This is a genomic window from Crossiella sp. S99.2, from assembly GCF_023094165.1.
Taxonomy (GTDB): domain Bacteria; phylum Actinomycetota; class Actinomycetes; order Mycobacteriales; family Pseudonocardiaceae; genus Crossiella.
This window is the reverse complement of record NZ_JALMDK010000002.1, coordinates 337726-349926: the sequence shown is the minus strand read 5'-3', so window position 1 is coordinate 349926 and position 12201 is coordinate 337726. Positions and strand designations below refer to the sequence as shown.

15 protein-coding genes are annotated in these 12201 nt (G+C 65.3%); 11 read left to right on the top strand and 4 right to left on the bottom strand.

Annotation, left to right across the window (positions count from 1 at the left end):
• The first annotated feature begins 334 nt into the window (after positions 1-334).
• On the top strand, positions 335-883 hold the full coding sequence (locus tag MZC64_RS08205) for an HD domain-containing protein (protein WP_247761387.1): 549 nt from the start codon (positions 335-337) through the stop codon (positions 881-883).
• A gap of 2 nt (positions 884-885) precedes the next feature.
• Here the strand turns inward: MZC64_RS08205 and MZC64_RS08200 are convergent, their stop codons facing one another.
• A complete protein-coding gene (locus tag MZC64_RS08200) occupies positions 886-1356 on the bottom strand; it encodes an NUDIX domain-containing protein (protein ID WP_247761385.1) in 471 nt (156 codons plus the stop codon).
• A 28-nt stretch (positions 1357-1384) separates the two neighbouring features.
• Complete coding sequence (locus MZC64_RS08195) at positions 1385-2128, bottom strand: XRE family transcriptional regulator (protein ID WP_247761379.1); 744 nt, start codon at positions 2126-2128, stop codon at positions 1385-1387.
• A gap of 433 nt (positions 2129-2561) precedes the next feature.
• On the opposite strand from MZC64_RS08195, the gene MZC64_RS08190 reads away from it, so the two are divergent.
• From MZC64_RS08190 to MZC64_RS08145, 10 genes are all read left to right on the top strand, one after another.
• A complete protein-coding gene (locus MZC64_RS08190; RefSeq protein ID WP_247761377.1) occupies positions 2562-3023 on the top strand; it encodes a hypothetical protein in 462 nt (153 codons plus the stop codon).
• 34 nt (positions 3024-3057) lie between these two features.
• Complete coding sequence (locus MZC64_RS08185; RefSeq protein ID WP_247761375.1) at positions 3058-3324, top strand: hypothetical protein; 267 nt, start codon at positions 3058-3060, stop codon at positions 3322-3324.
• Positions 3324-3551, top strand: a complete 228-nt coding sequence (locus MZC64_RS08180; protein ID WP_247761374.1) for a hypothetical protein — start codon at positions 3324-3326, stop codon at positions 3549-3551. Before MZC64_RS08185 ends, MZC64_RS08180 begins: the two co-directional genes overlap by 1 nt.
• Positions 3548-3868, top strand: coding sequence for a hypothetical protein (locus MZC64_RS08175; RefSeq protein WP_247761372.1), 321 nt, complete (start codon positions 3548-3550; stop codon positions 3866-3868). Before MZC64_RS08180 ends, MZC64_RS08175 begins: the two co-directional genes overlap by 4 nt.
• Positions 3869-4426: 558 nt before the next feature.
• Positions 4427-4786, top strand: coding sequence for a hypothetical protein (locus MZC64_RS08170; protein WP_247761371.1), 360 nt, complete (start codon positions 4427-4429; stop codon positions 4784-4786).
• On the top strand, positions 4786-6282 hold the full coding sequence (locus MZC64_RS08165) for an FtsK/SpoIIIE domain-containing protein (protein WP_247761369.1): 1497 nt from the start codon (positions 4786-4788) through the stop codon (positions 6280-6282). The genes MZC64_RS08170 and MZC64_RS08165 overlap by 1 nt, the downstream gene beginning before the upstream one ends.
• Positions 6279-6533, top strand: coding sequence for a hypothetical protein (locus MZC64_RS08160; RefSeq protein ID WP_247761367.1), 255 nt, complete (start codon positions 6279-6281; stop codon positions 6531-6533). Before MZC64_RS08165 ends, MZC64_RS08160 begins: the two co-directional genes overlap by 4 nt.
• A 71-nt stretch (positions 6534-6604) precedes the next feature.
• Positions 6605-8209 carry a replication initiator gene (locus tag MZC64_RS08155; RefSeq protein ID WP_247761365.1) on the top strand — a complete coding sequence of 535 codons (1605 nt, stop codon included), beginning with the start codon at positions 6605-6607 and terminating at the stop codon, positions 8207-8209.
• Between the two features lie 10 nt (positions 8210-8219).
• Positions 8220-8411 (top strand): AlpA family transcriptional regulator, encoded by a 192-nt coding sequence (locus tag MZC64_RS08150; RefSeq protein WP_247761364.1) that lies wholly within the window; start codon positions 8220-8222, stop codon positions 8409-8411.
• A gap of 35 nt (positions 8412-8446) precedes the next feature.
• Positions 8447-9694 (top strand): site-specific integrase, encoded by a 1248-nt coding sequence (locus MZC64_RS08145; RefSeq protein WP_247761362.1) that lies wholly within the window; start codon positions 8447-8449, stop codon positions 9692-9694.
• Between the two features lie 42 nt (positions 9695-9736).
• On the opposite strand, the gene MZC64_RS08140 is transcribed toward MZC64_RS08145, so the two are convergent.
• Positions 9737-11173, bottom strand: a complete 1437-nt coding sequence (locus tag MZC64_RS08140; RefSeq protein WP_247761360.1) for an MBOAT family protein — start codon at positions 11171-11173, stop codon at positions 9737-9739.
• A 59-nt stretch (positions 11174-11232) separates the two neighbouring features.
• Positions 11233-12198: a 23S rRNA (guanosine(2251)-2'-O)-methyltransferase RlmB gene (gene rlmB, locus MZC64_RS08135; protein ID WP_247761359.1), complete on the bottom strand. Its 966-nt coding sequence runs from the start codon at positions 12196-12198 to the stop codon at positions 11233-11235.
• Positions 12199-12201: the final 3 nt, after the last annotated feature.

Sequence of the window (12201 nt, the reverse complement as noted above, 5' to 3'; positions counted from 1 at the left end):
GGGCGTTCGGGACATGCTGAGTGCCAGGTCGGAGCAGGTAATTCCGCGGGACGGGTTGGCTGTGATGGGGGCGGCGCGCGGCTACCCGGCCCGGCAGGTGGGCGCCGGTTCGCTGGGCGCGCCGACGGGTCGGCCGCCGCAGCGGAGCGGTAGGCGGCCGTGCCCGGATGGGTGTGCCCAGCGAAGCCAGCGCGACCACCCGCCGCGCGCCGCTTGGCGGCGCGCCTTGATCCCATAGAGCCAAATTCGGCAACGCAGCAGGACAGACGCGGTGAAGATTGCGAACACGGACAGGCGTTGAGCAAGACGCGCCATGCGCTAGTAAAGTGGCTTCATGCGGATGAGCGAGTGGGCGGAGCAAATCACCCGTGAACAGCTTGCTGACGTCCTGCCCCGACGGTGGGCACACGTGCAAGGCGTCGCAGCTCGCGCTAGAGAATCTGCTCACCTGTTCAGCGAAGACGGCGACTTACTTGTCGCAGCAGCAATGTTGCACGATATCGGCTATGCCCCTGATCTAGTCGACACCGAATTCCATCCTCTTGACGGCGCTGCGTACCTGGAAAGCCTGGGTGCAGATAGCCGAGTTTGCGCATTGGTTGCACGTCATTCTGGCGCGATCGAAGAAGCGAAATTGCGCAACCTGGAATCAGAAATTCAGAGGTTCCCGGATGAGCGCACGGCGCTTAGGGATGCACTGTGGTGGGCCGATATGACAACCACTCCACACGGGCAGCACACAACCGTGGATGAGCGACTGCATGAGATCCGTCAGCGCTATGGTCCGGGCCACCTGGTATCCCGATCAATCGACAATTCGGAGTCAGAGATACGGGCAGCAGTGGACCGGACTCATAAGCGCCTGACAAGCGGGCGGATCTAGACTCAGCTAAAGAACGGTTTTTCCAGCCGCGCCAGTCCGTGTTCAATGCGCAGCCTGATAGACGGGTGCATGTCCAATTCTTCAATGTCCTCTGGGGAAATCCACTGGACATCACTCGATTCATTGCTCGTGCGAAGCTCGCCCGAAATAGGCTCCGCACGGAAACAGATAGAGAACTCCTGCTTTACTTCGCCATCCGTGTAAGCAATCACATGCTTGGGGTCGGAGTAGACACCGATCAGCTCAACAACTCGCGTGGATATCCCCGTTTCCTCCGCAACTTCGCGCACGGCGGTCTCGGCTAGAGTCTCGCCGATTTCCTGTCCGCCCCCAGGAATAGAGTACAAGTTGTTGTCTGTGCGACGAATGAGCAGGATTTCACCCGTAGGCTGTTGAACAACCACACTTACCGCCACGGTAATGCTATTTGCAGCGGGAGCGGCGGGGTCATTGTAGAAGTCTTTGCGGACCACGGGAAACCTTTCTGTCTAATGTAAGCCGCTACCACTTGGGAGCGCTTGCATCTTTCCAAACTGCTTCGAAACTTTCCGAGTAAGTCTCAAAGAGGGTTCCAACTGAAAGCTGACGCAAGTGCATCACTGGGGCATGTGCAGCCATGAATCCGTATACGTGAGTATTGACAAGCATGTCTTGGTCGAACCTGTATATGGAGTTATAGAGGATAGTAGAGTGGCAGCGGATCTCAATTCCAGACTCACCCTTTAGAGGCCCAAAAAAGGCGAGGGCGTTGCGAACTTTCGCACCTAGAGTCCCTGGTCCGATGTTTTCATCCAAGCTTCGCTTCTCAACTTCTTCGCTATCCGGATCTCCGAGCGCAATGCGAATTCGGGTCCCGGCCATAGCTTTTCCGCGAAGATTCTTGATCATGCCGGGGTCTTCTGTCATGAAAAGACCAGCGTAAACTAGTACGTCGATCCTCTCATTGGATCCGCGAAGCAATTTGTCCCACACGTCACGCGGCAGAGTGTGCCTATGCGGGTATACCTTCACCACCTCAGACTCAGCGACTTCCGCGCTACGCTCAGACTTAATGGCGTCAGGCCATAGATAGTTTTCCGACTCGTGAACAAGAACCGAGATCGAGTGCCGGTACTTCGCATAGGGCGTCCGCCCCTTGGTGATCCAGCGTTCAACCGTCTTGTGATCAACTCGGAGCTTGTCCGCCACGTCAGCAGGCGAAAAACCCTTCCTGAGCAGGGCATCTCGTAGTCGTTCGTTCGGCACGCGGCACCTCCAAGGGACGCTAGGGACGTCTTCAGCGTACCAGGGACGTCCCAAGAAGTCCCAGCGCGTGGTGGGCGCGTCCCCCGTCCTGGCCGAAAGTAGTAGGTGCCAGGAACAGCAGGACGGACATGGGAGGGCGAGCGGGATGAACCTCGGCAGAGATATCCAGAGAGCGCAACGCGCAAGGGCAAGTTCGACCTCGGTCGACTGAACACAATGGCCGACGTAGTGGTACTGCATGTCACAAGAGACCTGCCTGTTCGCTTGAGAACCCTCAGCTTCGCTGACCGCGTTGAGGTGCGATTCGGGAATGCTTTTCCGGTTGCCCTGGTAGTCGACCTTGACGCCTTGGATCTTCTAATTGGCGTACTGACGCGTGGCCTTACGGAACTGGTCACACCGAAGTCGAACACTGAAAACGAGGTTGGTTGAGATGGCGATTCCGAAGGGGCACCGATTCGAGGTACCGTTTGATCTTGCGTTTCCCAAGGGCCTGGTGCTGATTGGCGAGATCGCGCCGGACTTCGAGTATCAGGAGAACAAGAACAGGGAGCCCCGGCAGAAGGTTGACCCGGTGACGGGCAAGCGTCAGTGGGTCGGCACGGTGACCGACCCGGACGAATTGAAGGCCAAGAGGGCGTCTTTCCAGATTACGTTCGTCGCCAACGTTCAGCCGGTCCCGACCACGGCCGAACTGGTGCCGGGAATGGGCATGCGGCAGATCGAGCTGGACGGGCTGACGGTTGAGGCGCGTGTGTCTGGCAGCGGTGAGTACAAGTATCAGGGCTGGCTGTTCAGGGCGACCGGGTTCAAGTCCGCGGGCACGAATGCGGGCAAGGCTCCGGCGGCCAAACCTGCCGAAGCCAAGACGGCTGACCCCTCTAAGGCGGCCTAGTCATGCAGAAACGGGAACTGGTGGGTGATCTGGCATGAGCAGCCTTCACGTGGTGGTCGACCCGGATCACTTCTACACCGACTGCTCGATCACGGTCTACAAGAACAGCGCGATCCGGGTCGAATCGTGGAATGACGAGCACCTGTTGCTTGCCTTCGACGGTCCGGGGCAGAGGATTGTTGTGGCGCTGGACCGCGTCGACTTCGACCGGCTTCACGGCGACATGGCGTTGGCGGCCGAGAGTCGCAAACGCGCGGCTGTCGAGCCTGGCTCCGGTGAGTTTAAGGCGGACTGGTCGTGATGGCGCGGGATGAGCTGGGCATGGATCTGGAGGTATCCGTCTATGCCGAGAGCAAGATCATCGTGGTGGCCGGTGAGGACGGTGAGGTGTCGTTGGGGTTCGGTGGGCCGCTTGTGCGGCTGAAGGTGACGATGGATCTGGAGGATGTCGAGCGGCTGTATGACCTGCTGACCACGGTGCTGGCGGCGGAGAAGGACGAGTTCGTCAGGTCCGGTGATCGGGCATGAGTCTTGAGGTGTGGGTCAGGCCGGATGAGAGCACGGTGGTCACCCTCGGCACGTTGGCTCAGGGGCAGCCGGTGCTGTCGATTGTGGACGGTGGCTGTGCGGTGCGTATCGCGGTGTCGGAGGACGTCCACGGGTCGGCTATGGGTGTGCGTGTGGCGCGGGATCTGGTGACGGTCGCGCGTGAGTTCCTGGACGCGGTGGAGACGTTCGCGTTCCATTCCGCGCAGGCCTACCGCGACCGGCTCGCCGTGCACGGAGTGGTGGCGGGCGAGGTGGTGTCCGGGGCGAGCAAGCACGCGATACGTGACGGGGAATGAGTCGGCACGGGGGCGGGCTCCGTTGGTGGTAGCCGTGGTTCCCGCTCCTCGTGCCTCCCACGAACCTCGACGTGAGGCGGTGGTGATGTTCAGGCTAGGCAACTGGATCCGGCGGGGGAACCCCGCTGATGCCCCCTACGCCCATTTGAGGCCGTTGCGGGTGCGGGTGTCCTGGCGGCACTGCTCCGGCGTGTGCGGCCAATGGACGCGCCTGCGGGACGGACAGCACTATTGCCGCCCGTGCGAAGCCTGGCTGGTCCGGCACGGAAGGAGCGTGACGGAACAGCCGAAGACGAAACGATAAGTCCACAAGAGACAGTCCACAAAGGACAGACACGGACCTTCGGGTGACGTGACGATACCGCACGTCTTGTTGCGGTGTAACAGAAAGAAAGACACAAGAGCGGCTGCATGGCCTAGGAACCTCGCCGCTCTTGTGCCGTCCACAACCTCAGGAAGTGAACAAGAATGACTGTAGGACGTGACGGAACCTCACCGCTAGGCGGGGTCCCCCGAAAAGGTCAACACAGGTGCTCCACCTGCGGGAAGTACGCCCGCATGTTGCCTGGAGACCACAAGTGCGGGGTCTGTGAGGGCTGGTTGCCCCTGGACTTCACCGACGTGATCAATGCCGCGACTGAGGATGCCTCCCTGCCCCGGCGGGTGCGGTTCTCCCGGGCTCGGGTGTGGTCGGGGCTGCTGGCCCGGCTGCAAACGATCGGCATCTACCCGGTCGAGCTGGACGGGGCTGCGGTGCAGCGCATGAAGCTCACCGAGGCCCAAGCGGACGGGTTGACCTGCCTCGGGTGCAACCACCCGTGTGGGATCGGCACGGCCGCTTTCGTGCCCGCAGGTCGCGTGCTCGGTGGCTCGCAGGTCTTCCGCTGCGTCGCCTGCATTGGGCGGGGTGAGCAGTGATGGCCTTCTCCCGCAAGCCTTTGGCCGAACCGGCGGCCCTAGAGATCACCCGGCCCCGGCTGCCCTGGTGGACGCTCCTGCCGACCTGGGCCAAGCTCGCCCTCCTGCCGGTTGCCCTGGTGTGGTCGGCGGGCTGGCTGGCCGTGCGGACGGTGCACCTGACGGTGCGCTACCCCGTCGGGCTGTTCGGGCCGCTGCTCGGCTGGGTTGGTTACGTCCAGCTCGGCGGGCGCAATCTCGCGTTTCTCGTTGCGGTGGCAGGGATCGGGCTCGGCTGGTGGGCCTGGGGACACCGATCCTCGTTCGTGCGATTCTGCTGGTGCCAGGTCCGCACCGAGTGGCGGCGCAGCACGGTCTACGGCTGGCAGTGGCGCTCGGTCATGCGCCTGGCCGATCTCACCAAGTCCGTGCGGGGCGCGGAGTACCGGCCCAAGCTCGGCCGCGTCCGGGCCGACGGGTGGCGGGACCGGGTCCGGGTCCGGATGGTCAAGGCCCAGGCCCCGGAGCAGTGGGAGCTGCGGGCCTCCGGCCTGGCCCATGCCTTCGGTGCGACTGCCTGTCGGGTGCGGGTCCGCAAGCCCGGCCGTCTGGAACTGGACATGATCCACCGTGACCCGCTAGCCCGGCCGATCCCGGTGCCGGGGCTGGCTGCCAAGGATTCCGCGGTTGACCTCAAGCGCCTGATCGTGGGGCGCACCGAGACCGGTCGGCCGTTCACGTTGCGGCTGTTGGGAAACCACCTCCTCATGGTCGGCTCGACCGGCGCGGGCAAGGGCTCGGTCATGTGGTCGCTGATCTGGGCTCTGGCTCCGGCGATTCGGGCCGGGCTGGTGCGCCTGGTGGGCATCGATCCCAAGGGCGGTATGGAGTTGGGGCAGGCGCCGGAGTTGTTTCACCGGCTGGCCTACACCAACGGCTCAGAAGCCGTAGAGGTCCTGGAAGCCCTGGCCGAGGAGTTGAAGGAGCGGGCACAGCGGTACCGGGGCCTGCTGCGGCGCTTCAAGCCTGGCACCGGAGAGCCGTTCACCGTGCTGGTGATCGACGAACTCGCCGACGTGATCGCATACCAGACCGACAAGGCATTGCGGGAACGCGCGGCGCGGGCGGTGCAGACCATCGCCTCTCAAGGCCGTGCCCCCGGCTTCGCCGTCGTCGCCTCGGTGCAGGACCCGCGCAAGGAGATCGTGTCTTTCCGGCATCTGTTCGGGACCAAGGTCGCCCTCCGGCTGGATGAGGCGGCCCAGGTGGACATGGTGCTGGGCGAGGGTGTCCGGCAACGCGGTGCGGCGGCCCAGGACATCAGCGAGGCAACCCCGGGCGTGGCCTGGGTCAAGGTCGATGGACGCAAGGAACCGTTGCGGGCACGGGCTTTCCACGTCGCCGATGCCGACCTGGCGCGCCTGGTCGACTACGTGACCGGGCGCGACGTGGTCCACGCGGAGGTGCTGCCCTTCCCCGGCGGCGGGTACGACGTGGACGGGGAGGTGGCGGCATGACCCGGCGACTCTCCCGCGAGCAACAGGCCCGGATCGCGCGGGCACTGGATGTCTTGCAGCACAAGGTGATCCCGCCCCGCGCCGATGTGGTGCCCAGGCTGGTCGACGGCGTTGCCGCAATGCCGGGGTGGCTGCATGACTTGTGGTGTGGCTGCCGGACGCGGACACGGGCTGAGGATGACTGCGCCTACGGGCATTGCCCCGGCTGCGGCCTGGCTGTGGCCTTCACCCCGTGTGGGGGTGAGTGGTGATGGCCGAGCACGTGACCGAGGCCGGTGAGGATATGCCGGCCGGAGGCCTGCATATGACCCGCGCTGATCGCATGCGCCAACCCTTGGCCCTGGACGTGGTGCGTTCCCTGGCCGAGACCAACGGCGTCTGTGTCCGGCCTCTGGCGCAACGGCGGCTGGACTATGCCACTGGTCGCGTGGATGTGCTGCCGGTGGCCTGTGGGTCCACTGTGGCCTCCGTCTGTGCCCCGTGCGCGGACAAGGCCCGGAAGCTGCGGATGGCCCAGTGTCGGGAAGGCTGGCACCTGGGCGAGGAACCCGACTTCACCCCGGCCGAACCGACCGCAGACCAGACCGCGTTGACAGAGCTGCGGTCCACCCTGTGGGCGGACTACCAGAGCGCACGGGCCGAGGGCGACGAGTCCGGAATGGAGGATCTGCGGGAAGCCGTTGCGGCGGTTGACGTTGAGCTGAGAGAGGCTGGGGTGCGGGGCAAGCTCCCGGCCCTGGACGCTCCGGCCGCCAAGCCCGTGAAGCGCTCGACCCGGCGTAAGCAGGACGTGCCGGAGTTGCCCCGGCGCAAGGTCGCCAAGCACACCCTCGGCCGCGAGTACGCCGGACGGTTCCGCCCGTCGATGTTCCTCACGCTGACCCTGGACTCCTATGGGCGGGTCCACGATGACGGCACCCCGGTGAACCCCGACGGCTATGACTACCGGCGGGCCGCCCGGGACGCGGTGCACTTCGCCGCCCTGCTGGACCGGTGGGTGCAGAACCTGCGCCGGGCGGTCGGGTATGAGGTGCAGTACTTCTCCACCGTTGAACCACAACGCAGGTTGGCTCCGCACTGGCACGCGGCACTGCGTGGTGCGATCCCGCATGAGCTGGTGCGGCTGGTGACCGCGGGAACCTATCACCAGGTGTGGTGGCCCAAGCATGACGAGCTGGTCTACCCCGGCGAGGCCGTGCCGGTCTGGTGCGACCGGGCCAAGGGCTTCGTCGACCCGGCCACCCGGCAGGCACTGCCGACCTGGGTGCAGGCGCTTCCCGGGGCTGAGGACGACGTTCCGGCGCACGTGGTGCGGTTCGGGGCACAGGTGCACTCCAAGGGCATCCTGGGCGGCACCGAGGAGTCTGGGCGGCACATCGGCTACCTGACCAAGTACCTGACGAAGTCGATCAGCGAGTGCCACGAGGAGAAGACGGAACGTCAGCGGCGGCACGCCGACCGGCTGCATGAAGAACTGGCGGTCACTCCGTGCTCGCCTCGGTGCGCGGTGTGGCTGCTCTATGGCATCCAACCGGCCGGTGCTCGGATGAACCTGGTTGCGGGGCGCTGCAAGGGAAAGGCGCACCGCCGCTCCACCCTCGGCCTGCCGGGGCGGCGGGTCCTGGTCTCGCGGAAGTGGTCGGGCAAGTCCCTTGCGGATCACCGGCATGACCGGACCCAGTTTGTTCGGCAACTGCTCACCGACGTCGGCATCACCCCCGACACCGACCGGGGCAACACGTCCTCGGTGGTGTGGCAGAAGGTCGCGCCCGGTGATGCGGATGTGCCTCCTCGCGCGCACCTGCTCATGCACGCGGTCGCCGAACGGCTGAGGTGGAAGGCCCAGTACAAGACCGCGCTCTTGGCGGCCAGCGGGGGCGACCCACCGACACCGCCGGATCTTTCGGCAACCGGTCAAGCGGCGTGAGGGGGGAGCTATGGACAACGTCAGGTCAATCGACCGGCTGTGGACCGCTGAGGAGACAGCGGGGTTCCTCGGGGTGCCGCTCAAGACCCTCTACCAGTGGCGGTGGAAGGGCACCGGGCCACGCGGGCGGAAAGTCGGGCGGCACCTGCGTTTCGATCCCGCCGTAGTCAGGGCATGGGTGGCCGCTGACGAAGTGGCCTGAATCTTTCGGCAACACCACACAGGAAGGCACGAACGATGGCACACATTGAAGATCGCTGGTTCAAGACAACAGAGGATTCCGAGACAGGCAAACAGATCCGGGAGAGAACCAAGCTGTATGGCAAGGGGCTTCGCTACCGAGCCCGGTATTTCGATCTTGACGGCAACGAACGCTCGAAGTCGTTCCGGGACAAGTGCAAGAAGCAGGCGGAAGACTTCCTACTTGAGGTGGAGAGCGACAAGCGGAGCGGGAAGTACGTCGACCCAGCCGCCGGACGCGTAACTGTTCGCGCATTCGCGAACAAGTGGTTCGGAGAGCAATGTTTCGACGGCACAACGCGAAACTCGGTGGAATGGAGGCTGCGTAACCATGTGTTTCCGTACCTTGGTGAACATGAGATCGGCTCCGTACTGCCGACGCACATCCGAGGTTGGCTGCGCTGGATGCAGGGTAAGAAGCTTGCCGGTGGAACGCGGGCGGTGACCTTTGTGTACCTGTCCGCGATCTTCAGCGCTGCTGTGGATGACAAGAAGATCAGCGAGAATCCCTGCAAGGCAAAGAGCATCACCCGGCCACAACCCGACTCCAGGAAGGTAGTCCCCTGGTCGATGAGCAAGCTTGCCGCCGTTCGTCTTGCTCTCGGCCAGCGGTACAAGATCGTTGTTCCGCTGGGAGCCGGGTGCGGCCTGCGGCAGGGCGAGATCTTCGGTGTGTCCGATGTGGACATTGACAGGTCAGAGCAAATGCTCAACGTTGTTCGCCAGGTGCGCTGGGTGGACAACGTTGCGGTCTTCGCTCCACCCAAGGGAGGCAAGGAAAGGCAGGTCCCCATCTCGCCTGCCGTGCTTCGTGATCTTGACACCCACATGGAGGCGTTCCCGCCCGTAGAAGTGACCCTTCCGTGGCTGGAACCGAACGGTGAGCCGGAAACCGTCCGGTTGATCTTGGTGAACCAAGACGGTAAGGCGGTGCGGCGTCAGGTGTTCAACCAGTGGGTATGGAACCCGGCCGTGGCAAGGGCAAAGGTACCTCGGGTGAAGCGACAAGATGGGGTGCATGCGCTCAGGCACCTGTTCGCCTCGGTTCTGCTTGATGCAGGCGAGTCGATCAAGGCTCTCGCTGAGTGGCTTGGGCACACCGATCCGGCGTTCACCATGCGCGTGTACACGCACCTGTTGCCGTCGAGCGCGGAGCGTGCCCGTCAGGCGATTGACCGGGCTCTTGGTGGCAGCGACCCCCAGGCCGAAACCGCTGTCACCCGGGACGGCCTGGAGACGGCCTGAGTCAGCACGGGGGGGTGTTATGGCTGGTCAGCGCGACACCTATTAGAACTGGTAGTACAGGAACGGGGAGAAGGTGCCGGTGGCGACCAGGATCGCGGAGTAGGCCAGGCCGACGGTCAGCACCGTGATGCGCAGCGCGGTGGCCTGGGGCGAGCGCACCGACTCCAGGTACGGGCCCAGCGGGCGGGCCGGCAGGAAGACGATCACCATGGCCAGCAGCAGGAGCAGCAGGCGCTGGTTGGTCAGCGCGGCGTCGACGCTGTCGGTGAGGCCGGTGAAGTCCGGCAGGAACATGTTGCCCAGCATGGTGAACGCGGCGCCCAGGGTGGTCGACTTGAAGAAGATCCAGCCGATGATCACCAGCAGCAGGGTGAGCGCGCGACGGCCGAGCTGGTGGCCGACGGTGGCCGGCGGGCGGTCCCAGCGGCGGGCGCGTTCGATCACCAGCAGGATGCCGTGGTAAACGCCCCAGACCAGGTAGGTCCAGTTCGCGCCGTGCCAGAAACCGGTCAGCACGAACACGATCGCCAGGTTCCGGTAGGTGTGCGCGGTGCCGTGCCGGTTGCCGCCGAGCGGGATGTAGACATAGTCGCGGAACCACCGGGACAGCGACATGTGCCAGCGCCGCCAGAACTCGGTGACGGTGACCGAGGAGTACGGGCGGGCGAAGTTCTCCGGCAGCCGGAAGCCAAGCATCCGGCCCAGGCCGATGGCCATGTCCGAGTAGCCGGAGAAGTCGAAGTAGAGCTGCAGGGTGAAGCCCAGCGCGCCGAGCCAGGCGACCGCGAAGGTCATCTTGTCCGGCGGGGTGGCGAAGCAGGCGTCCACCATCGGCGCCAGCGTGTCCGCGATCACGACCTTCTTGGTCAGGCCGAGGGCGAAACGCGGGAAGCCGCTGGCGATGTCGTCCAGCCGGTGTGTGCGCAGCTGCGGGAGCTGGTCGGAGATCTCCCGGTAGCGCACGATCGGACCGGCCGCGAGCTGCGGGAACATCGCGATGTAGGTGACGAAGGAGACCGGGTTGCGCAGTGCCGGGCGCTCACCGCGGTAGATGTCCACCACGTAGGAGATGTGGTGGAAGGTGAAGAAGGAGATGCCGATGACCAGCGCCAGGTGGGTCACCGGGAAGTCGCCGCCGAACAGCCTGGCCAGTCCGGCCAGCTGCTCGGTGGCGAAGCCCAGGTACTTCCAGACCAGCAGGATCGCCACGTCGAAGCCGATCACGCCGATCAGCACGTACCGGCGTTGCTTGGCGGCCTGCTCCGGCTCGTGCTCCTTCGGCTCCAGCCGCGGTCCGGCCAGGAAGTTGACCACGATGCAGGCCAGCAGCAACAGCGTGGACGAGCCGGACCCGGTGGCGTAGAAGACCAGGCTGGCCACCGCGATCACGCCGTTGCGCCAGGTCCTGGGCAGCACAAGCAAGGCCACCAGGGTGAGCGGCATGAAGTACCACAGGAACAGCGGGCTGACGAAAGACATCTCTACCTCGGGTCACGGTGCAGCCCGCTGACCCTATCGGAGCAACCAGGTCCGGATGGTCAGATCCGCCCGGCCGCCCGGCGGCGACGGGCGACCTCGGCCAGCAGCACACCGGCGGCCACCGAGGCGTTGAGCGATTCCACACCCGGCGCCATCGGAATGCCGATGGTGGCGTCGCAGTGCTTCTTCACCAGCTGGGACAGGCCCCGGCCCTCGGAGCCGACCACGACCACCAGCGGACCGGTGGCCAGTTCCAGCTCGTCGATGTTCATCGAGGCGTCGGCGTCCAGGCCGACCACCATCAGACCCGCGGTGGCCCAGTCCTTGAGCGTGCGGTTGAGGTTGACCGCGATGGCCACCGGCAACCGGGCCGCGGTGCCCGCGCTGGTCCGCCAGGCCACCGCCGTCATGCTCGCACTGCGCCGCTGCGGCACCACCACGCCGTGCGCGCCGAAGGCGGCCGCGGAGCGGATCACCGCACCCAGGTTGCGCGGGTCGGTCACCCCGTCCAGGGCCACCAGCAGCGGCGCCACGCCGGAGTCGCGGGCGATCTGCAGCAGGTCGTCCGGGTGGCTGTAGCTGAACGGCGGGACCTGCAGGGACAGGCCCTGGTGCATGGCGCCGCCGGTGAGCTTGTCCAGTTCCGGCCGGGAGACCTCCAGCACCGAGATGCCCCGGTCGGCGGCCATCCGCACCGCCTCGGTCACCCGCTCGTCGGTCTCGATGCCCAGCGCCACGTACAGCGCCTGGGCCGGCACGCCCGCGCGCAGGCACTCCACCACCGGGTTGCGCCCGGCCACGTACTCGGAGTTGGTCGACTCGCCCTTGCGCCGCGCCCTGGCCTGCTCGGCCTTGGTCGCGGCGGCGGCCTTGCGCCCGGCGGGGTGGTGCTCGCGGTCGGTGGCTCGCGGCGTGGGTCCCTTGCCCTGCAAGCCCTTCTTCCGCTGGCCACCGGAGCCGACAACGGCGCCCTTCTTCGAACCAGGGTTGCGCATGGCACCCTTGCGCCTGGAGTTACCGGCCATGTT